Source organism: Pseudomonas sp. 58(2021), from assembly GCF_017491585.1.
GTDB lineage: Bacteria > Pseudomonadota > Gammaproteobacteria > Pseudomonadales > Pseudomonadaceae > Aquipseudomonas > Aquipseudomonas fluorescens_BT.
This window is the reverse complement of record NZ_JAFGYZ010000031.1, coordinates 51,062-71,537: the sequence shown is the minus strand read 5'-3', so window position 1 is coordinate 71,537 and position 20,476 is coordinate 51,062. Positions and strand designations below refer to the sequence as shown.

The 20,476-nt window shown below is 60.3% G+C and carries 15 protein-coding genes and 1 tRNA gene; 5 read left to right on the top strand and 11 right to left on the bottom strand.

The window, feature by feature from the left end; translation table 11 throughout:
* Nucleotides 1–114: 114 nt before the first annotated feature.
* On the bottom strand, nucleotides 115–1,671 hold the full coding sequence (locus J5M72_RS26700; RefSeq protein WP_207867837.1) for a sensor domain-containing diguanylate cyclase: 1,557 nt from the start codon (nucleotides 1,669–1,671) through the stop codon (nucleotides 115–117).
* A gap of 226 nt (nucleotides 1,672–1,897) precedes the next feature.
* Here J5M72_RS26700 and ycaC point away from each other — a divergent pair, with 226 nt between their 5' ends.
* Nucleotides 1,898–2,530 (top strand): isochorismate family cysteine hydrolase YcaC, encoded by a 633-nt coding sequence (ycaC, locus tag J5M72_RS26695; protein WP_169429988.1) that lies wholly within the window; start codon nucleotides 1,898–1,900, stop codon nucleotides 2,528–2,530.
* A 76-nt stretch (nucleotides 2,531–2,606) separates the two neighbouring features.
* On the opposite strand, the gene J5M72_RS26690 is transcribed toward ycaC, so the two are convergent.
* A complete protein-coding gene (locus J5M72_RS26690) occupies nucleotides 2,607–3,596 on the bottom strand; it encodes a zinc-dependent alcohol dehydrogenase family protein (RefSeq protein ID WP_207867835.1) in 990 nt (329 codons plus the stop codon).
* Between the two features lie 125 nt (nucleotides 3,597–3,721).
* Between J5M72_RS26690 and J5M72_RS26685 the strand changes: the two genes are divergently transcribed.
* The 3 genes from J5M72_RS26685 (at nucleotide 3,722) to J5M72_RS26675 (ending at nucleotide 7,086) form a co-directional block, all read left to right on the top strand.
* A complete protein-coding gene (locus J5M72_RS26685; protein WP_207867833.1) occupies nucleotides 3,722–4,603 on the top strand; it encodes a LysR family transcriptional regulator in 882 nt (293 codons plus the stop codon).
* 107 nt (nucleotides 4,604–4,710) lie between these two features.
* Nucleotides 4,711–4,785 (top strand) — tRNA-Lys (locus J5M72_RS26680).
* A 24-nt stretch (nucleotides 4,786–4,809) separates the two neighbouring features.
* A complete protein-coding gene (locus J5M72_RS26675; RefSeq protein WP_207867829.1) occupies nucleotides 4,810–7,086 on the top strand; it encodes a hypothetical protein in 2,277 nt (758 codons plus the stop codon).
* A 116-nt stretch (nucleotides 7,087–7,202) separates the two neighbouring features.
* Here J5M72_RS26675 and J5M72_RS26670 read toward each other — a convergent pair whose 3' ends face one another.
* The 4 genes from J5M72_RS26670 to xylA all read right to left on the bottom strand — a co-directional run bounded on the left by J5M72_RS26670 (nucleotide 7,203) and on the right by xylA (nucleotide 12,435).
* The gene (locus J5M72_RS26670; protein ID WP_169429992.1) at nucleotides 7,203–8,339 is read right to left on the bottom strand and encodes a sugar ABC transporter permease; all 1,137 of its coding nucleotides are present in this window, start codon (nucleotides 8,337–8,339) and stop codon (nucleotides 7,203–7,205) included.
* Nucleotides 8,340–9,896 carry a D-xylose ABC transporter ATP-binding protein gene (gene xylG / locus J5M72_RS26665; protein ID WP_169429993.1) on the bottom strand — a complete coding sequence of 519 codons (1,557 nt, stop codon included), beginning with the start codon at nucleotides 9,894–9,896 and terminating at the stop codon, nucleotides 8,340–8,342. It lies immediately after the preceding gene.
* Between the two features lie 78 nt (nucleotides 9,897–9,974).
* A complete protein-coding gene (gene xylF / locus J5M72_RS26660) occupies nucleotides 9,975–10,976 on the bottom strand; it encodes a D-xylose ABC transporter substrate-binding protein (RefSeq protein ID WP_207867827.1) in 1,002 nt (333 codons plus the stop codon).
* A gap of 142 nt (nucleotides 10,977–11,118) precedes the next feature.
* Nucleotides 11,119–12,435, bottom strand: coding sequence for a xylose isomerase (xylA, locus tag J5M72_RS26655; RefSeq protein ID WP_207867824.1), 1,317 nt, complete (start codon nucleotides 12,433–12,435; stop codon nucleotides 11,119–11,121).
* 188 nt (nucleotides 12,436–12,623) lie between these two features.
* Here xylA and J5M72_RS26650 point away from each other — a divergent pair, with 188 nt between their 5' ends.
* Nucleotides 12,624–13,799: a XylR family transcriptional regulator gene (locus J5M72_RS26650; protein WP_207867822.1), complete on the top strand. Its 1,176-nt coding sequence runs from the start codon at nucleotides 12,624–12,626 to the stop codon at nucleotides 13,797–13,799.
* Between the two features lie 8 nt (nucleotides 13,800–13,807).
* Here the strand turns inward: J5M72_RS26650 and J5M72_RS26645 are convergent, their stop codons facing one another.
* The 5 genes from J5M72_RS26645 to J5M72_RS26625 all read right to left on the bottom strand — a co-directional run bounded on the left by J5M72_RS26645 (nucleotide 13,808) and on the right by J5M72_RS26625 (nucleotide 20,316).
* Nucleotides 13,808–15,070, bottom strand: coding sequence for an FAD-dependent oxidoreductase (locus tag J5M72_RS26645; protein WP_207867816.1), 1,263 nt, complete (start codon nucleotides 15,068–15,070; stop codon nucleotides 13,808–13,810).
* On the bottom strand, nucleotides 15,060–16,652 hold the full coding sequence (locus J5M72_RS26640) for an aldehyde dehydrogenase (NADP(+)) (RefSeq protein WP_207867814.1): 1,593 nt from the start codon (nucleotides 16,650–16,652) through the stop codon (nucleotides 15,060–15,062). The genes J5M72_RS26645 and J5M72_RS26640 overlap by 11 nt, the downstream gene beginning before the upstream one ends.
* Before the next feature lie 80 nt (nucleotides 16,653–16,732).
* A complete protein-coding gene (locus tag J5M72_RS26635) occupies nucleotides 16,733–17,680 on the bottom strand; it encodes a dihydrodipicolinate synthase family protein (protein WP_207867811.1) in 948 nt (315 codons plus the stop codon).
* Nucleotides 17,681–17,735: 55 nt separating this feature from the next.
* Nucleotides 17,736–18,662, bottom strand: a complete 927-nt coding sequence (locus J5M72_RS26630) for a 4-hydroxyproline epimerase (RefSeq protein WP_207867809.1) — start codon at nucleotides 18,660–18,662, stop codon at nucleotides 17,736–17,738.
* Nucleotides 18,663–18,684: 22 nt separating this feature from the next.
* A complete protein-coding gene (locus J5M72_RS26625; protein ID WP_207867807.1) occupies nucleotides 18,685–20,316 on the bottom strand; it encodes an APC family permease in 1,632 nt (543 codons plus the stop codon).
* Nucleotides 20,317–20,476 lie beyond the last annotated feature (160 nt).

Below are 20,476 nucleotides of genomic sequence, written 5' to 3'. Positions count from 1 at the left end.
GGGTTTTGTTTTTGCCCGGGGAAAGGGGCTGAGGGGGGGGGGGGGGGCTGACTGTCGCGATGGCAGCCGTTAAAGGTGATGCGCTCGCGTACGTTATGGGTTGAGTCTCCTGCATCACGCAGGCTCATCCTTGGAGCTCCAGCGATTTCGCCCCAGCCGTTTCGCTTGATAAAGGCATGTATCAGCCGACTTCAACAGCATGGCCGACGTCACTGAGTCGTCAACCGGGTGGCGTGTGGTAATCCCTGCGCTCGCAGTCACATACCCCAAGGGATGCCCGGTGTGTTCCAGTTCCAGCGAGCGGATGGTTTGAAGAATGTCCTCGGCGACCTGTATGGCGCCAGCGTTGTGGGTGTTGGGTAACAACACGGTGAACTCCTCTCCGCCGTAGCGTACAACGAGGTCTCCCGGGCGTTTGACCGCCTGCTGTAGCGCGCGCCCGACCGCGTTGAGGCAATCGTCGCCAGCGGCGTGTCCATAGCGGTCGTTGTAGCGTTTGAAGTGATCGACATCGAGCATGATCAATGACAACGGCGAGCCCTGACGCCGGGCCAGACGGATTTCATCCGCGAGCGCGGCGTCCAGGCGTCGGCGATTGCCGAGACCTGTGAGGCTGTCGGTCAGTGCCATGTCGCGCATAGCCTGATGAGCAGAGCGGATTTCCCGCTCCATCGCGATTCGCTGACGTAACTGGCTCAGGACAATCAGCCCGAAACCGGCGAGTACCAGGATCAGAAAAATCAACACAAAGCCGTTTTTCAGCAGATCCCGACGCCATGGCGCGGTGATCGAGTCCTTGGATAACCCCGCTTCGACCACCAGCGGATAGGTGGTCAAGGCGCGATAGCCGTACAGGCGCTCGGTGTCATCCACTACCGCCCGGATCTGGGCTATACCCTCGTTGGAGCTGGGCAGATAGGTCTTGAAGATCTCGCTGTTTGCCAGACTCTTGCCAACGACCGATGCGATAAAGGGACGGCGGACCAGGATCGTGCCATCGCGCATGGCCAGAACCAGCGCGCCTTTGTCATCGATGCGGAAGTCACCGTAATAGTCGACGAAATAGCTGACTTTGACCGTCCCCAGCAGCACGCCCGCGAACGAGCCGTCAGGATTGTTCAAGCGGCGGGAAATAGGAATGATCAAGTCATGAGTGGAGCGACTCTCGACCACCTGACCGATGCGTACTTGCCGATCCTCGTGGGTGCGGTGGTACTGGAAGTAATCGCGGTCGGCGTTGTTGGCCATTTCCGGCGTGACTTCCTTGTCGGTCACGATCCAGTGGCCATCCGGGCCATAAATGAACAGGCCATGTAACTGCGGCATGATCTTCGATTGCTGCACCAGCAGCTTGTGAATGCGCGCCACGTCGAGGTTTTGCAGGCCGTCACCCTCGACGCGTTCCGCCAGTCCGACGGTGAGCACGTCGACCTGGCGAATGGTGTCTTCGGCGTGCTGAGCCGTGGCGCGAGCGAGGTTGGTCACCGAATCCCGAGCGGAGGCAAATACCGAACGATAATCCCGCCACGTTCGCCAGCTCTCGACTGCCAGAAAGGCCACGACCACCACCACCATGAAGCTGACAGTCAGCCGAAAGGTTGAGCCAGCCTTCATTGTTTTAGTGCGCCGTGTGGCGTTTGCAGTTGGCTCTTGAAAATTGCGTCCGAGCATCAACTTTTCCTTGAGTGTCGTTCTGAACGTAGTGCTGACAACCATTATGACAAGGATCGGCATCACGTTCGGGACGGCAGTGTGATCTGCGCATCACTTTGAATTTATTGTCTCCTTATAGTTGACGGTTAAACCCTTTACAGGCGATTTATCCCGTTCAACCAAGTCATTAATCTGTGCCCATCTTGAACGCATCCGAACTTGCACAACTAAAAAGGGATTCAACATGAGCACTGCAACCTACAACCGCCTGAACAAAGACGATGCCGTCGTTCTGCTGGTCGACCACCAGACCGGCCTGATTTCCCTGGTCCAGGACTTCTCGCCGAACGAGTTCAAGAACAACGTGCTGGCCTTGGCCGATCTGGCGAAGTTCTTCGAATTGCCAACCATCCTCACCACCAGCTTCGAACAAGGCCCGAACGGCCCGCTGGTACCGGAACTCAAGGAAATGTTCCCGGATGCGCCGTACATCGCTCGCCCTGGCCAGATCAATGCCTGGGATAACGAAGACTTCGTCAAGGCAATCAAGGCCACCGGTCGCAAGCAGATCATCATCGCCGGTGTCGTGACCGACGTGTGCGTGGCGTTCCCGACGCTGTCGGCACTGGCGGAAGGGTTTGACGTGTTTGTGGTGACCGACGCCTCCGGCACCTTCAACACCACCGTGCAGCAAGCCGCATGGAACCGCATGACCCAGGCTGGCGCACAAATGATGAACTGGTTCTCGGTGGCCTGTGAGTTGCACCGCGACTGGCGCAACGACATCGAAGGCTTGGGCAATCTGCTGTCCCAGCGGATTCCAAACTATCGCAACCTGATGAATGGCTATGCGGCGCTGACGGCCCAGCAGAAATAAGGTCATGCCGAACCACGAAAGCCTGCCCTGAAAAGCAGGCTTTCGTCGTTTACTGCGAGAGCCGGAGGGTAGGGCTTCAGACGGTGACGACTACTTTCCCGACTTGCTGATTGGCCTCAAGGAAGCGATGCGCATCCTGAATGTCGTCCATCACAAATGTCCTGGCGATGACCGGTTGCAGAGCGCCCGATGCCAGACCGTCGACAATGAAGGCCTTTGCGCGGGCCAGTGTGGCGGGGTCCGACACGATTTCCGAATAGAGGTAACCCTTGAGGGTCAGGCATTTACCCAGCACGGTGAACAACGGGAACGGCGTGGGTTCGGGGCTCAATGCGCCGTACTCCAGCAAGATGCCGCCGCGAGCCATGCTTTGGGTCAGGGGCTCGAACGAGGGGCCGCCCACTGGATCGAACACCACCCGCGCGCCTTTGCCATCGGTCAACGCCATGACCGCTGCCACCATATCTTCTTCGTCGCTGACGATCACGTGCGCCGCGCCGGCATCCAGCAATGCCTGTTTCTTGGCACGGGTTCGGGTCACGGCAATCGAAGTGGTGCCGACCATCCGGGCGATCTGGAAGGCCGCGAGCCCGACACTGCTGGAGGCGGCAGTGACGATCACGAAGTCGTTTTTCTGAAGTTTCGCTTGTTCAATCAGTGCTCCCCAGGCGGTGACGTATTGCATCCAGGATGCAGCAGCCTGTTCGAAGGACAGGTTCGAGGGATGCTTGACGGTGAGGCTTGCCGGTACGTTGGCCAGTTCGCCGTAGGTGCCCCAGCGCGCGATGTCCAGCGGTGGAATCACGCTCACAGCATCGCCAGCCTTGAATTCGCTGACACTGGGACCGACCGCGACCACGATGCCGGCTGCTTCATAACCGAGACGGCTGGGAAACTCCGCTTCCTGCAGATAGGCGTGATTGCGGAACATCACTTCGGCGCGATTCAGGCCAAAGGCTTTGACCTCAATCTGCACTTCGTCCGCTGCGGGTGCCGGGACGTCGACGTTTTCCAGTTTCAGGACGCTCGCGTCACCGTATTCATGAATTCTGACAATGCGTGCCATGTGTACTTCCTCGGTTAACGATGAATTGCACCTGCGTGATCCGGTGCCTTGGACGCCAATTTAGTCTTTGGCCTGCTTCGGATAAAGGCCTAGGATGGCGCAACACTAGAAACAACGAGTTTACAATGGATCGCCTCACACTCATGTCCACGTTCGTCAAAGCGGTTGAGCTGGGCTCCTTCAGCGCGGTGGCGGATGAGCTCAATCTGTCCCCGCAGATGGTTGGCAAACAGGTAAAGATGCTTGAGCAGCATCTGGGCGTTTCGCTGCTCAACCGCACCACCCGCAAGCAGAGCCTCACGGATTTCGGCCGCACGTTCTATCAGCGGGCCAAGCTGATTCTGGCCGACATGGACGCCGCCGAAGAAATGGCCGCCGTGACCCGGGGCGTGCCCAGCGGCCGATTGCGGATCAATGCGCCCGTCACGTTCGGCGTCAGCACGCTGTCGCCGAAGCTGCTGGAGTACATGGTTCGTTATCCGCAAGTGTCGGTGGACCTGACGCTCTCGAACGAACTGGTCGACCTGGTGGACGGCGGATACGACGCGGTGTTCCGCATTGGCGAACTCGCCGACTGCGGCCTTAAGGCACTGCCGCTGATGCCCTATCAAATGGTGCTTTGCGCAGCGCCGTCCTACCTCGCACGTCGTCCATCCATCACCACACCTTGGGATCTTCAGGAACATGAATGCCTGGCGTTCGCCTATTCGGACGGCCGCTCACACCTGCGATTCGAAGGCCCGGACGGCTGCATCGACGTGCCGATTAAAAGCCGATTGACGATTAATCAGGGCGATCCGTTGCTGTCCGGAGCGGTGGCGGGGCTGGGGGTAGTGATGTTGCCGCTGGAGCTGGTCAAGGATTCGCTGCGAAGCGGCACGCTGGTGAGTCTGTTGCCGCAGTACAAGGTGCCGGTTTCGCCGATGAATCTGTTGTATGCGCCGGACCCGAGGCTGACACCCAAACTGCGCAGCTTTATCGATTTCGTGAGGGGGGCGTTCGGATAAGAGCTGCATTGAGTGATGAAGGCTTAACGATCAGAGATTTGTCGCAACAAAATCCCTGAATCCGAGCTTCACATACTTTCGCGACTCATCGACAATGCGCGCTCTGTTCCGGGGTAGTTCAGCGGTAGAACACTCGGCTCTTAACCGGGTGGGCGCTGGTTCGAATCCAGCCCCCGGACCCACTACATAGTAGGTCACAAGGAAGTATGTCCAGGCCTGAGGATGAATCGGGTGCGCTCGGCGGAATAAACGCCTGTTATGCGCACTTTCAACTGTCTCGTGCGCTCGCAGCACGCGACAACGACGCCAGTCCGAAAGCACTTGCGCGGCTCGAACGCTGGCAAAAGGTTCTTGAGAACCTGATGCTTGGCCGTGCCCTGTATGGCTCGCGGACACCGTTCGCCGACCTGCCAGAATGGATAACGCTGGAAGTAGCCACTGGCGGCTTTGCAACGGGCAACCTTCTGGCCGGTGGCGAGTTGACCGCTCATGAGCGCCAGTTGGCGTCATCGATTCCCGGCATTCGAGCGGGTTACGAACGACTCGATTTGAATAGGTGGCATCTTTCAGACGAAGGCGTCAGAACACTGCAAGATCGATTGACGAAGCAAGACTATCGGATCGATGTACCGGAAGAGGCTGCGTTGCTGACAGTGGCCTGGTTTCTGGGACAACAACGCGCCGAAGAAGCCAGGACGTTGATCGAGCAGATCGCGCCTTTCTTCGAGCGAGTGCGTTTTTTTCCGGCGGCAGCCAACGAGCGCCCGCTCTCGATGGCTGAAGTTGAAGTTTTCAATGCTGCTCAAATCAGCCTGCGCCTGTCTGTCCTCTTACCCCAGCCTCGTCTTACCGTTCAAAAGCATGTTGTTGAACGCAGGTTGCCTCTCTACGACGCCGCGGTCTCGCTTTTCCTGCTGACGTACAACGATGGTTGGCCTTGCAGGTATTACCCTGCAGGCTGGTTCGAGCGCGCTTCGGTGCTTGGTACAGAATTTGATACCGCCACTGAGGCTGATCCCCGCCGCACAGGAAATTCCAGTGATCGGGTGGCGGAATTGCTGGCATTGCTCAAGCAATGCGCCATTGATCCAGCATCGTTAACGGGGCGTCAGGTTGGGCGCATTCGCAGAATCGTCGATGACTTTGTAGCCAAGCATGGACATCCTGATTCCGAAGCCCATTCCAGCAAGCGTGCACAGCAGCGTCTTCACGTATCAGCCTCGGCACATTATCTGATTGCCAAGGCTGCTTCCGAGCGTCTGGCGAGATACCCCGGCTCGGAAGGCATTTCTGATTTCGCACCGTTACTGCAGCCGATCACAAACGAAGAGGCAAAGGTTTATTCATTGACGGAGGGGGAGACCATTCCTTCTTCGATTCGTCGACGCCTCGAACGTTGCCGAAAGGGAACGGTTGCAGAGTTGATTGACCATGGTGTCATTACATCTGCAGATACAGTGGCGAAAGTGCTGCCGGCGATGACGGCGCAAATCTGTAGCGCCGGATATCGAGATGTAACGTTGCGGGCACTGTCTGTCGCTACCTATCGTGCTTTCAGGCGTCGACGCTCTCTATTGTTGCTGAACATGCAGCGTCAGGTGAAAGTCGATGACTTGCCTTGGGTGAAAGCCCTGGAAACCGAATACGAGGCGGATGCTCTTGCGGTTGAAGGTGCTAGGCAGGCTTTGATCGAAGCGTCCGCGTTGACTCTTGTTGCATTTCCTCAGGCCATTCTGCCAAACAAGTTGCTTCAGGAATTTTCCTCGCTTGCCGAATCGGCCAAGCTGGATCTGCCGTTCGTAGAGGAGATCGCGGCTGATATTTTCATGGGCGCTTTCTCCGGCAAGTTCGTGAAGGCTGCCAGGCGTTCAGTGCGGTTAATGGCCGGATCTCTTTACGCACGCTATTACGATATCGATATGGATCAGTTGGCTGCACTGCCCAAGCAGCGGAATTCACGAAGCAACAGTGGTGTGCTGGCTGGTTTGTGCGCGCGGCGGGCGAACGCCGATATCGGAAGAAGGAGTCCAGCGAACAACGGCACAATCATCGAACAGCAACAGATATTGACCACGCAAAACCTGGCAATCCTGTTTGATGATTTGGACCTGAAGACGCTGTTACATGATCGCTTGGGTTCAATGGCCGAGGCATGTTTCAAATGGATCTGCGGTCGGCAGCAGATGCAGATCAAGTTCTACCATGCACGTCTGGTTATGTTGAAAAACACAGCGTATGCGTGGCGCCAGATGATGTTTTATCTGTCGATGCTGGATCAGTCTCGATTGGAGAGTGTGCTTGGAAACATTGAAGTGCATTTTGCGGCTCAATCCAGCGCATTTCAGGGGCGATTTCTTCCCGCCATGATCGGCTTGCGCATGGCGGTATCTGGGTGTCGGTTGACTTCGGCTCACCAAGAGCGTGAGGGAAGTAAGGTTTTTCTGGGGTGGACCACTGAACGGCACTGGCTAATGCCTTCCTAGATATCGGAAAGCTCCCGGCGTAACGAAAAGCCTGCCTTCAAAAGCAGGCTTTTCGCATTTTCAGAGATGCCTTCATTTGTAGCTCAAGTGCCTACGAAACCTTCACTTGCAGCTTGTCAACGCCGCCCGGTCCGCGTACTCACATCCACCCAGACAGCCAACACCAGAATGCTGCCTTTGACGATCATCTGCCAGTAACTGTCGACGTCGAGCATGGACATGCCATTGTCCAGGCTGGTGATGACCAGTGCGCCGAGGAGGGCGCCATAGACCGTGCCGGAACCGCCGCGCATCGAGGTGCCGCCGATGAAGCAGGCGGCGATGGCGTCGAGCTCGCCCATGCTGCCGGCCGAAGGCGAGCCGGCGGCCAGGCGCGCAGTGTTGACCACGCCGGCGAGGGCACACATCACGCCCATGATGCCGAAAATCCAGAGCTTCACGGCCTGCACATTGATCCCGGACAGGCGCGTCGCTTCCATGTTGCTGCCCACGGAATAGACGCGTCGGCCGAACACGGTCTGGCTGGTTACGTAGCTGAAGCCGCCCAGCAGGATCAGCAAAAGCAGGACCGGTACGGGAATGCCGTCATAGCTGTTGAGGGTCTGGACGAAACCTGCCAGTACCGCGCCAATCAACAACACCCGTGCCACGTCACGCACCAGTGAATGTGGCGCGAGGCCGTGAAGGGCCCGATTGCGCCGTTGCTTCCAGGTCAGGAACAACGTCAGTGCGAACAGCAGGACGCCCAGGCCGGTGCCGATCGCATGTGGCAGATAACCCTGGCCAATGTAGACGAGTTCCGGCGACACCGGCGCAATGGTCGTGCCGCCGGTGATCCCCAGCAAAATCCCGCGGAACGCCAGCATGCCGCCCAGCCCGACGATGAACGACGGAATGCGCAGGTAGGCCGCCATGTAGCCATTGGCGAGGCCGATCAGCAGGCCGCACACCACCACAAGGCTCAGGTTCGCCAGCAACGGTACGTGATAGACAACATCGAGAATGGCTGCCACGCCACCGAGCAGGCCCAGCAATGAGCCGACCGACAGATCGATCTCACCGCTGATGATCACCAGCACCATGCCGCAAGCGAGAATCCCGGTAATCGACATCTGGCGCAGCAGGTTGGAGAGGTTGCGCGGTGTCAGGAATCCGCCCTCGGTCTGCCAGCTGAAGAACAGCCAGATCAACGCCACGGCGAACACCAGTGCGAGCATCTTGTAGCGGGTGAAGAGTTGTTTGACCTGATTCATTTACGCGGATTTCCGAGCTTTATTGTTATGGCTGTCAGGCTGGCTGAGCGCCGCGGCGAGCACCTGTTCCTGGGTGAGTTCATGGTTGATGAAGTCACCCCGCAGTTGACCTTCGCCGATTACCAGGACGCGGTCGGAAACGCCGAGCACTTCGGCCAGCTCCGAAGACACCATGATGATCGACACACCTTCGGCAGCCAGCATCCCCATCAGTTTGTAGATCTCGTACTTGGCGCCGACATCCACCCCTCGGGTTGGCTCGTCGAGAATCAGCACCCGGGGCCTGGTCAGCAGCATCTTCGCCAACACGGCTTTTTGTTGGTTGCCCCCGGACAGGCTGGTGATCGGCAGAAACGGGCTCGCGGTCTTGAGGTGCAGGCGCGAAATTTCCCGATCGATGCTGCTCAGTTCAGCTTCGGCGTCGATGCGGGTCAGTTTCGAGTAACTGTCCAGCACCGCCAGGGTGATGTTCTGACCGACGCCCAGATCGGGAATGATTCCTTGGCGTTTGCGATCCTCGGGCACCAGGCATACGCCGGCGCGGATTGACTTGAGCGGCGTGCGGGTGTCGATGGGTTGGCCGTCCAGCCAGACTTCACCTTCGTGGTGACCGGGGTAGGCACCGAACAGCGCGGTCACCAACTCCGTGCGGCCGGCACCGACCAGCCCGGCGATGCCGAGGATTTCTCCGCGTTTGAGGCTGAACGAAACATCGTCGACCCGTTTGCGTTTGGGGTTGTCGACGTCGTAGCAGGTGATGTGGCGCGCCTCGAAAATCACCTCGCCGATGTCGTGTGGTTCGGTGGGGTAGAGGTTGCTCATTTCCCGACCGACCATCTGAGTGATGATCTGTGGAATATCCATATCCGCCATGGCAGTCGTGGCGATGTGTTTGCCGTCGCGGATCACCGAAATGGTGTCACACACGGCGGCCACTTCATCGAGCTTGTGGGAGATGTAGACGCAGGCGACACCTTTGGCCTTGAGATCGCGGATGATGTCCAGCAACACCTCGATTTCCGAACGGGTCAGGGCCGATGAAGGCTCGTCGAGGATCAGCAGGCGTGCCTGTTTGTTCAGGGCCTTGGCGATTTCCACCAGTTGCTGATACCCACCGCCGTACTGCGAAACCGGCAGCGATACATTCATGTCCGGCACTTTCAGTTCACGCATCAGGGCTTCGGCGCGGTGGATCATCGCCGGGTAATTCATCCGCCCACCCGGCAGCGTCAGCTCATGGCCCATGAAAATGTTTTCGGCCACCGAGAGGTCGGGAACCAGCGTCAGTTCCTGGTGAATGATCACGATGCCGGCGGCTTCCGTTTCGCTGATCGATTGCGCCTTGAGCGGTTGACCGTCCCACAGGATTTCACCGTCCCAGGTGCCATGGGGGTAGACCGCCGACAGGATTTTCATCAGCGTGGACTTGCCGGCGCCATTCTCGCCGCACAGCCCGACGCACTCGCCCGGCCGGACCTTGAGGTCGATACCGTTGAGTGCTTTGACACCGCCGAAGGTTTTGACGATGCCGTTCATTTGCAGCAGATAGTCGGACATGGCAGAGACTCATAAGCGGCAGATACTGGACTGAACCCGCAGGAGCAGAACGCCTGCGGGGGCATCACTCAACGAGTGTTACTGTCCGGCGATCTGCGCCTTGGTGTAGAAGCCGTCCTGTTCCAGCAGGTCGATGTTGTCCTTGGTCAACGGAGTCGGGGTGAGCAGGATGGTGTCGACTTTTTTGCTGCCATTGTCGTACTGCGAGCTGTAGGCGGGTTTCTCGTTGCGCGCCAGTTGCACCGAGAGTTTGGCGGCTTCGGAGGCAATGAGTTTCAGCGGTTTGTAAACCGTCATGGTTTGAGTGCCGGCGATCACCCGCTTGACCGCTGCCAGGTCCGCGTCCTGCCCGGAGATCGGCACCTTGCCAGCCAGTTGCTGAGCGGCCAGGGCCTGAATGGCGCCGCCGGCCGTGGCGTCGTTGGAGGCGACGATGCCGTCGATTTTGTTGTCGTTGCGGGTCAGGGCGTTTTCAACAATGCTCAGCGCCTCGGTAGGGTTCCATTCCTTCACCCATTGCTGGCCGACGATCTTGATATCGCCCTTGTCGATGGCCGGTTGCAGCACCTTCATCTGACCTTCGCGCAACACTTTCGCGTTGTTGTCAGTGGGCGCGCCACCCAGCAGGAAGTAATTGCCCTTGGGCGCTGCGCGCAGCACGCCGCTGGCCTGCATTTCGCCGACCTTTTCATTATCGAAGGAGATGTAGGCGTCGATATCGGCGTTGAGGATCAGACGGTCATAGGAGACGACCTTGATGCCGGCTTTCTTCGCTTCGGCCACCGCATTGGTCAGCACGGTGGCGTTGAACGGCACGATGACGATGACATCGACGCCACGGGAAATGAGGTTTTCGATTTGCGAAATCTGCTTTTGCTCGTTGGCATCGGCCGACTGCACGAAGACCTTGGCGTCCATTTTCTCCGCTGCTGCTACGAAGTAGTCACGGTCCCGTGACCAGCGCTCCAGCCGCAGATCATCAATGGAGAAACCGATTTTCGGATGGGCCGCATCGGCCATCACCGGCAGCGACAACAGGGCCAGGGCGCTGGCCAGCAGCGTGCGTTTTACATTCTTCATGGTGGGGCGTCCTTTTATTTTTGTTTGAAAGACACGGCCTGACGATGAATATCGGGCTGGTGGAACTGTAGAGAATCAGCAGGCGAAACGGACTACAGATTTGTCGCGCAAATGTCACAGCGCCTGCAGTCCCCGTTGGCGATCAGCGATAGATAAACCGGTTGACGACGTTCTCGAGCATTTCCTGGCGGCCGCTGACGGCTTGCGGGTTCAGTTCGTGGGCGAAGGCGTGCTCGGCCAGTGACTGGAGATTGAACTCACCCGCCAGCACCGACTGGCCGAACGGCTGCTGCCAGCCGGCGTAGCGTTGATCCTTGAGTCGCTGAAGCTGATCGTTCTGCACCATGGCGGCGGCCCGCTCGAGCGACAGGGCGAGGACGTCCATGGCGCCGACGTGACCGTGAAACAGATCGACCTCGTCGAGGCTCTGGCGGCGTACCTTGGAGTCGAAGTTGAACCCGCCATTGCCGAAACCGCCGGCCTTGAGGATTTCATAGGTGACCAGGGTCATTTCCTCGACGCTGTTGGGAAACTGATCGGTGTCCCAGCCGTTTTGCGGGTCGCCCCGGTTGGCGTCGATGCTGCCAAAAATCCCCAGCGAGACGGCCGTCGCTACCTCGTGATGGAAACTATGACCGGCCAGGGTCGCGTGGTTGGCCTCGATGTTGACCTTGATTTCCTTTTCCAGACCGAACTGCTGGAGAAAACCGAACACCGTGGCGCTGTCGTAATCGTATTGGTGCTTGGTCGGTTCCTGCGGTTTGGGTTCGATCAGCAGGTCGCCTTTGAAACCGATCTTGTACTTGTGCTCGACCACCATGCGCATGAAGCGCCCCAGTTGCTCGCGCTCGCGCTTCAAGTCAGTGTTGAGCAAGGTTTCGTAACCTTCTCGGCCGCCCCACAACACATAATTGGAGCCCTTGAGGCGCTGAGTCGCGTTCATGGCGCTGAAGACCTGGGCAGCGGCGCAGGCGAACACTTCAGGATCCGGGTTGCTGGCGGCGCCGGCGGCGAAGCGCGGATTGCTGAAGCAGTTGGCGGTGCCCCACAGCAGCTTGATTCCGCTTTCTTCCTGATGGCGCTCCAAATGATCGACCATTTGGGCGAAGTGATTGCGGTACTCCTTCAGCGAGTGGCCTTCGGGGGCGACATCCGTGTCGTGAAAGCAGTAGTAGTCGATACCCAGCTTGGAGAAAAACTCGAACGCGGCTTCCGCCTTGCCGATGGCCAGCTCCATCGGGTCACCGGCGTGTTGCCACGGGCGCTTGAACGTCCCTGCACCGAACACGTCGGAGCCCGGCCAGACAAAGGTGTGCCAATAACAGGCGGCCATGCGCAGGTGTTCGCGCATGGGTTTGCCGAGGATGATTTTGTCGGCGTCGTAGTGACGGAAGTCAAGGGGAGAGTCGCTGGCAGGACCTTCGTAGCGAATCCGCTCGACATCGGGGAAGTACGGCATTGGCAATGTCCTTGTTGTTCTTGGTTGTTGTTCTTGGGCGTGTCCCGATACTAGCAACGGCCCTGTGCCTGCCGATTACGAAAGTCACCAACACGGAGTGCGATTTTGCGTATTGAGATTCGCCCTCTGCGCGCCTAGTCTGTGCAGACCGCCTCTACGGCAAGGGGCCCGGAACAGCATAAAAAACAATGAAAACCGTACCGCCTGTTCACCGCATCGCCCTGTTGTTCAACGGCAGCAAGATCTATGACCGCGGCATCATCAGCGGCATCGGCAACTACCTGAGCAGCACGCGCGCGTCCTGGGATCTGTTCCTGGAAGAGGATTTTCTCTGCCGGTTGAAGGGCATCGAGCGCTGGCAGGGCGACGGCATCATTGCTGACTTCGACGACCCGCTGATTGGCGAGGCGCTGGCCGACATCAAATTGCCCGTGGTGGCGGTGGGAGGTTCTTATCAGGATGAGCGGGCCTACCCCAAAGGGGTCCCGTACGTCGCGACCGACAATAACGCGCTGATCAAAATGGCTTATGAGCACTTGATCGAGGCCGGGCTGCAACGGTTCGCCTGCTTCAGCCTGCCTGAGGCGCAGGCGAACCGATGGGCTCAGGAGCGCGAAAAGGCCTTTCTGCGATTGATGCAGCGGGACGGGTTGCGCGCCGAGGTCTATCGCGGCATGGGCACCAGTGCACCGCTGTGGGACAGCGCCGTCGAACAACTGATTGCCTGGCTGCAAAGCCTGCCCAAGCCCATTGGCATCATCGCGGTCAGTGACGCCCGCGCCCGGCAGTTGCTGCAAGCGTGCCTGACCGCCGGCATCGCCGTTCCGGAGCAGGTGGCGTTGATTGGCATCGACAACGACCCGCTCACCCGCAGCCTGACCCGGGTCCCCCTGAGTTCGGTGATCCAGGGCACTGAAACCATGGGCCGCACCGCCGCGCAACTGCTGCACCAGATGCTGCACGGCAAGCCGTCAACGGGCGAGCATGTCCTGATCCCGCCTGAAGCGATCAACGTCCAGGTGTCGAGCTTGCATCAACCGTTGGGTAACCCTTACGTCATGCAGGCGCTGCTGTTCATCCGCCAATATGCCTGCCAGGGCATCAAGACCGCGCAAGTGGCGGCTTATGTCGGCGTGTCGCGCTCCTCGCTGGAGTCGCACTTTCGCACGGTGCGAGGCTGCAGCGTGCATGACGAGATTCTGCGTTTCAAACTGGCGGCCGCCACCCGCGGGCTGGAAAAAACCGACACGGCGATTGCAGACGTTGCCCGCATGTGCGGTTTCAAATCCGCCCAGTACCTGCACACGGTGTTTCGCCGAGAGTTCGGGTGTACGCCCCGTGAATATCAGCAGGGCGCCCGATAGACGGCCACTCAAAAGCGATCCAGTCGATAGGGCTCGTTCAACGGAAGCCTACGAGCGGTATCCTGCGTCGATGGCAACACCATTCCCCCAACCATCTCCGCCGTCACCGCCGCCTGCGTCAGCCCCAGATGCTGATGCCCGAATGCTAGCAACACCCTCCCGCCACACACCCGATCAATCACCGGCAACGAGTCCGGCAGCGACGGTCGAAACCCCATCCACGGTGTGGCCGCCTCGACACTCAGTTCCTCACTAAACAACCCCTTGCTCAACCGATGCAGTTGCCAGGCGCGAGCCATGGTCGGCGGGGCTTCGAGGCCGGCGAATTCGACGGTGCCGGCCAGGCGCAGCCCTTCGGACATCGGGGTCATGATGAATTTGCGTTCCAGCGAGGTGACGGGGAAGGGCAGTCGGTTGTGTTCGTGGGGCAGCATCAAGTGGTAGCCGCGTTCGGTATCCAGCGGGACGTTTTTTCCGGTCAGTGCGGCCGTGAGTTTTGCCGAGTGGGCGCCGCACGCGATCAGTACCTGGCGGGCGGACAGGGTGCCGGTTCCGGTCATCAGGCTGACGCCATGCTCGTTCAGTTGTCCGCCCTGAACCTGCTGCTTCACAAACTGCACGCCGCTGGCTTTCGCTGCTTCCACCAACTCACGCACGACACGGTGGGGATCGATGAAATGCCCGGTGTTCGGGAAAAACAGTCCGCCCTGAATCCGTTCGCTCAGTTGCGGCGCGGTCTCGCGTACCGCGCCGGCCTGCCACCAGTCGACCGGCACCTGTTGCTGTTGCAGGCGTTGCTGCAATGCTTTGAGGGCCGGGCGTGAGTCGGGGCGTTCGAACACCAGCAGCGAACCTTCCATCTTCAGCAGCTCGGGGCGCTGGATGTCTTTGAGCAAGCGCTGCCAGGCGTCGAGCGAGCTTTCATTGAGCGCCCGCAATCCGGCAACGGTGCGCTGGAACGGCGCCGAGCGCAGGTTCAGCATCAGCCGCGCAAACCAGGGCAGGGCGCGGGGCAGGTATTTCCAGTCCAGGCGCAGCGGGCCCATCGGGTCCATGAGCATGGCCGGCAAGCGTTTGAGAATCGACAGGTCGGCAATTGGAAACACCTGCTCGGTCGCCAGGTGCCCGGCGTTGCCGAACGATGCGCCGTGACCGGGTTCCTGCGGGTCGATCACCACCACCCGCAAGCCCTGACGGGCCAGGCGCAGGGCACTGGCGACGCCGATGATGCCGGCGCCGACCACGGCGATGTCGTGCGGGTTATTCGGCATTTTTCACGGTTTCCCTTTGGCCATCGAGCAAGCGACGCAACGACAGTGGATTGGCGTGTTTAAGCGCGGTGGGCAGCAGGCTGTCGGGGAAATCCTGATAGCAGACCGGGCGCAGGAAACGCAGGATCGCCGCCGTACCCACCGACGTGGTGCGCGAATCGGAAGTCGCCGGGAACGGTCCGCCATGCACCATCGCATCACAGACTTCAACGCCGGTCGGCCAGCCGTTGACCAGCAGGCGTCCGGCCTTGCGTTCCAGGGTCGGCAGCAATGCGCGGGCCTGTTGCAGATCCTCGTCATCCAAGTGCAGCGTGGCGGTCAGTTGGCCTTCCAGCTGTTCGAGCACCTGACGGATTTCAACGTCGCTGGCGCATTGCACGATCAAGGACGCGGCGCCGAAGGCTTCGGCCTGCAAGGTGTGGTCGGCGAGAAAGTCAGCGGCGTCGGTGACGAACACATGAGCCTGGCCCTGATTCGGTTCCGTCGCGCGCTGGCCGACGGCGGCAATACGCGCCCGGGTATTTTCCGTGAGGGCATTCACGCTGGATTCGTAAGCATTGAAGATCCCCGGCGTGAGCATGGTCTGCGCAGGGCTGCGTTGGATGAGTTCGCTGGCGGCGCCGATGAAGGCGTCCAGCGCCGGCCCCTTGCGGGCGATCACCAGACCGGGATTGGTACAGAACTGACCGGCACCCAGCGTCAGCGAAGCGACAAAACCTTGGGCCAACGCCTCGACGCGATTCTGCAGCGCTGCCGGGAACAGCAACACCGGGTTGATCGAACTCATTTCCGCGTACACCGGAATCGGCTCGGGCCTTGCCTGAGCCGCTTTGATCAGCGCGAGCCCGCCACTGCGCGAACCGGTGAAGCCGACGGCCTTGACCCGTGGATCGCTGATCAGCGCAATGCCCACTTCACGGCCCGAACCGTAGAGCAACGAGAACACACCTTCCGGCAGACCACAGGCCTTGACCGCCCGTGACACGGCACGGCCAACCAGTTCGCTAGTGCCGGGATGGGCGCCATGGGCCTTGACGATCACCGGGCAACCGGCGGCCAGGGCCGAAGCGGTATCGCCGCCCGCCACCGAGAACGCCAGTGGAAAGTTACTCGCACCGAACACGGCCACCGGCCCCAGCGGAATCTGCCGCTGACGCAGATCCGAACGCGGCATTGGCTGGCGCTGCGGTTGCGCGGTATCGACTCGCACATCCAGCCATTCACCGGTCCGCACGGTGCGGGCAAACAGCCGTAGTTGCTGGCAGGTACGGCCTCGTTCCCCCAGCAGGCGCGGTCGCGGCAGGCCGGTTTCGGCCAGGGCGCGGTCGATCAGTTCGTCACCGAGGGCTTCGATTTCGCCCGCGATGGTTTCAATGAATTCGGCCCGTGCCTCGAGCGATGTCTCACGATAACGGTCGAGCGCCGCCCAGGCCAGTGCGCAGGCCTGCTCGACATGTTCGGCAGAGCCGCCGGCGTAGGCCGGTTCCAACGGGGTGTTGGTGGCGGGATTGATTCCGTGGATGACGTCGCGGTCGCCGGTGAGGGTTTGCTGACCGATCAGCAGTTGGCCCGTCAGGGTCATGGCGCATTCCTTATCAATAAAGCAGGTCACGAATAGAGCCCGCCGCCGTGGGGGGCGGCGGGCTTGAGCGCAGCGGCAGGTCAGGCGAAGTTCTGCTGCGCCGACCAGTTTTCGTACCAGTGACGGAACAGCGCGTACTGGGCTTCCGCGTACCGACGCTGAGAGTCACTGAGGGCGTCGGTCTCGTTGAAATGCAGGGTGTATTCCTTGTCGCCGTTGAGCACCATCAGGTGTTTGTAATACAGCACCAGATCCGTGCCTTCATCGAAGGACGACAGCACCGCCAGCGCCGATTCCAGCTCCCGCGCCTGACGCCGGGCGTTGGCATCACCCCTGGCCGCCTGCTTGCTCAGCGCCACCAGTTGCAGCACTTCGCGGGGCAGGGCGTTGCCGATGCCGGTGATGGCGCCGGTGGCGTTGCAGTTGACGAAACCGTGCACCACTTGAGTGTCGACACCGACCATCAAGGTCACGTCATCATCCTTGGAGGTGATGTTTTCAGCGGCGTAGCGCAGGTCGGCGCCACCGCCGAATTCCTTGAAGCCGATCAGGTTCGGGTATTCACGGCGCAGTTCGAAGAACAGGTCGGCGCGGGTGGCGAAGCCGTAGTAAGGGCTGTTGTAGATCACCGCCGGCAAGTTCGGCGCGGCGTGCAGAATCGCGGAGAAGTGCGCCTTCTGCGCGGCGAGCGAAGCGCCTCGAGACAGCACCCGTGGAATCACCATCAAACCCTGAGCACCGACTTTTGCCGCATGGGCAGCATGGGACACTGCTTCACGAGTGTTGATGGCGCCAGTACCGACGATGGTCGGAATCCCGGCACCCACCAGCTGCGCCACGCCTTCCTGACGCTCGGCTTCGGTGAGCAGCGGCCAGTCGCCCATGGAGCCGCAATACACGACCGCGCTCATGCCGATATCGATCAGCTCGCGACCCTTGGCCACCAGCGCATCGAAGTCCGGTTTGCGTGCGGCGGTGCACGGGGTCATCAGGGCGGGCATGCAGCCGGTGAAGATGTTGTCGCTCATTATTGTTCTCCTTGGAACGGTCATTCAGATAGGTTTGGAAAAGCAGCGCAGCGGCTCAGATGCCCCACGCGAACGGATCTGTTTCGTCGATCAGCAGCGTGCTGTCGGCGGTCATGTGGGCGCGGCCGGTGATGTAGGGGCGGATGCGTTCGCCTTCCCATTCAAAGCGGCCTTCGAACTGGCTGCCGGTGATGCTCGCCTGCACCCAGCGCTCGCCCGGCGCGAGTTTTTCGTCGGCGGCCAGGCACGCGAGTTTGGCGCTGGTGCCGGTGCCGCAAGGGGAGCGGTCGTATGCTTTGCCGGGGCACATGACGAAGTTGCGGCTGTCGGCCTCGGCGTCATCGGCGAACAGTTCGATGTGGTCGATGACCGCGCCGTCCTCGCCATGAATGCCTTGGTCCTCCAGGGCCTTGAGCATTTTCCAGGTGAAGTCGGTCAGGGTTTCGACGTTGTCCATCGTCAACGTCTGGCCGTGTTCGCTGACCAGGAAAAACCAGTTGCCGCCGTAGGCCACATCACCAAGGAAACGGCCGTATCCCGGCACTTGCACCGCCACCTGTTTGCGTGAGCGATAGGCGGGCACGTTGCCCAGGGTCACGGCGCCGTCTTCATGCAGCGTTGCACTGACCGGGCCGACCGGCGTGTCGATCTTGTGCACGCCCGGTGCGATCAGCCCCAGATGTTGCAGCGAAGCAACGAGGCCGATGGTGCCGTGGCCGCACATGCCGAGGTAGCCGGCGTTGTTGAAGAAGATCACGCCGCAGGTGGCGTCCGGCGACACTGGCTCGCAATACAGCGCGCCCACCAGCACATCGTTGCCGCGCGGTTCCAGCAGGCAGGCGCGGCGCCACTGGTCATGCTGGTGGCGCAGGGCGTCGCGCTTTTCGGCCATGGTGTTGCCGGGCAGATCGGGAAAACCCTTCATCACCAGACGCGTGGGTTCGCCGCCGGTGTGGGAATCAATGACGTGTACTCGTTTCATGGACAGGTCCCGTTGAGTGATTTCAGTAAGCGCCGGCAGCGCGAGGATTGGCGTTGGAGGCAGGGGACAGCGAAGCGACTTCGCTTTCATCCTCTTCCGATTCCAGGCGCAGCAGGTGCGCCGGTACGCCGGTGGCGGCGCCCCAGTAATAGATGCCCATCGCACAGGCCGCGACGACCAGGGTGTCGAACGGATGAGTGAGGATGCCCAGGCCGCCGAAGGTGCCGAGTTTCGACAAGACGATGGTCACGGCGTAGAACGCGATCAGCCACGCCGACGAGCGCACCTGCCGGGACAGGCTGAAGTGGGCGGTCGGCACGAAGCGGCCGCAAAGCAGGTAGACGACGAACATCAGGATTTGCAGGCCGAGCAGCCAGGACACGGTGTCCCAGCCCGACCAGTAAACGATCAGCGCCGCGATGATGAACGACACCGGCCCCAGCACGCCCATGCTCTTGACCCGGAACGGGCGCGGCATGTCGGGTGCATTGCGCCGCAGCGCGGCGACGGTCACTGGAGCGACGGCGTAGCTCAGCACCAGCGCGGCGGAGACCACGTTGATCAGCGCTTCCCAGGAAGGGAACGGCAGGGTCCAGAACACCGACAGGGCGAAGGTCAGCCACAGCGCCGGACGCGGGATCCCGGACTTCTCGTCGATGTGGGTGAAGACCTTGAAGAACGTGCCGGTCTGCGCCCAGCCGTAGATCACCCGAGGTGTGGCGTTCATGTAGATGTTGCCGCAGCCGCTGGGGGAGATCACCGCGTCGGCGACCACCAGATACGCCAGCCAGCCCACGCCCAGCGCCAGGGCGATGTCGCGGTACGGCAGGGCGAATTCCTTGGAAACCCCGGCCCAGCCATTGGCAAGCAATTCGGTGGGGATGCCGCCGAGGAAGGCGGTTTGCAGCAGCACGTAGATTGCAGTGGAGAGCAGCACCGACAGGATCAGCGCAATCGGGATGGTGCGCTGGGGATTTTTCACTTCGCTGGCCACCGAGATGATCGGGGTCAGGCCGAGGTAGGCGAAGATCACGCCGCCGGCGGAAACCGCCATTTCGATGCCCGAGAGCCCGAAGGGGGCGAAGCCTTGAACCTGAAAGTTTTCCGGTTTGAAGAAGGTGAACAGCACGCCGATCACCAGCAACGGCACGATGAACTTGAACACGCTCACCAGATTGTTGGCCTTGGCGAAGGTCTTCACGCTGCGGTAGTTGAGGAGGAAGAACACGCAGAGCAGGCCGAACTGCACCAGCCAGCCGAGCAGGGTCGGATCACCGCTGCCGGCCTTGGTCAGGCTCGGAAACCAGGCCGCCGCGTATTGGCGCGATGCAACCACCTCGATTGCCACCAAACTGGAAAACGCGATCAGCGTGATGAAACCCATCAGATAACCGAGCAGCGGCCCGTGGCTGTAAACCGGGTAGCGCACCACACCGCCAGCCCTTGGCAAGGCCGCGCCCAGTTCGCAGTAGACGATGCCCAGCAGCAACACGGCGAAGCCGCCCAGCAGCCAGGAAAATATCCCTGCCGGCCCGGCAATCGCAGAGACGTGACTGGCCGCGAACAACCAGCCGGAACCGAAGATCGCCCCCAGTCCGATAAAGGTAAGGTCGATCAATGAAAGTTGTTTTTTGAACTTGCCTTGGCCTGACATGGCATCGCCTTCTTGTGAGTTATTGGATAGGCAGGTGTGAGTCACTGGAACGGCTAAACAGTGAACTCATCGGGCGTCGGGCGATTGATGTTTTGCGCAGTTCTGGATGACGAATTCGGCACAGTTGCGAAGAAAGACAGCGGCGCTCGACACGCTTCGA

What these genes read in the sequence shown, in the direction of transcription:
- J5M72_RS26700 (WP_207867837.1), bottom strand. Translation starts at nt 1,671, where the DNA reads ATGCTCGGACGCAATTTTCAAGAGCCAACTGCAAACGCCACACGGCGC.
- ycaC (WP_169429988.1), top strand. Translation starts at nt 1,898, where the DNA reads ATGAGCACTGCAACCTACAACCGCCTGAACAAAGACGATGCCGTCGTT.
- J5M72_RS26690 (WP_207867835.1), bottom strand. Translation starts at nt 3,596, where the DNA reads ATGGCACGCATTGTCAGAATTCATGAATACGGTGACGCGAGCGTCCTG.
- J5M72_RS26685 (WP_207867833.1), top strand. Translation starts at nt 3,722, where the DNA reads ATGGATCGCCTCACACTCATGTCCACGTTCGTCAAAGCGGTTGAGCTG.
- J5M72_RS26675 (WP_207867829.1), top strand. Translation starts at nt 4,810, where the DNA reads ATGTCCAGGCCTGAGGATGAATCGGGTGCGCTCGGCGGAATAAACGCC.
- J5M72_RS26670 (WP_169429992.1), bottom strand. Translation starts at nt 8,339, where the DNA reads ATGAATCAGGTCAAACAACTCTTCACCCGCTACAAGATGCTCGCACTG.
- xylG (WP_169429993.1), bottom strand. Translation starts at nt 9,896, where the DNA reads ATGTCCGACTATCTGCTGCAAATGAACGGCATCGTCAAAACCTTCGGC.
- xylF (WP_207867827.1), bottom strand. Translation starts at nt 10,976, where the DNA reads ATGAAGAATGTAAAACGCACGCTGCTGGCCAGCGCCCTGGCCCTGTTG.
- xylA (WP_207867824.1), bottom strand. Translation starts at nt 12,435, where the DNA reads ATGCCGTACTTCCCCGATGTCGAGCGGATTCGCTACGAAGGTCCTGCC.
- J5M72_RS26650 (WP_207867822.1), top strand. Translation starts at nt 12,624, where the DNA reads ATGAAAACCGTACCGCCTGTTCACCGCATCGCCCTGTTGTTCAACGGC.
- J5M72_RS26645 (WP_207867816.1), bottom strand. Translation starts at nt 15,070, where the DNA reads ATGCCGAATAACCCGCACGACATCGCCGTGGTCGGCGCCGGCATCATC.
- J5M72_RS26640 (WP_207867814.1), bottom strand. Translation starts at nt 16,652, where the DNA reads ATGACCCTGACGGGCCAACTGCTGATCGGTCAGCAAACCCTCACCGGC.
- J5M72_RS26635 (WP_207867811.1), bottom strand. Translation starts at nt 17,680, where the DNA reads ATGAGCGACAACATCTTCACCGGCTGCATGCCCGCCCTGATGACCCCG.
- J5M72_RS26630 (WP_207867809.1), bottom strand. Translation starts at nt 18,662, where the DNA reads ATGAAACGAGTACACGTCATTGATTCCCACACCGGCGGCGAACCCACG.
- J5M72_RS26625 (WP_207867807.1), bottom strand. Translation starts at nt 20,316, where the DNA reads ATGTCAGGCCAAGGCAAGTTCAAAAAACAACTTTCATTGATCGACCTT.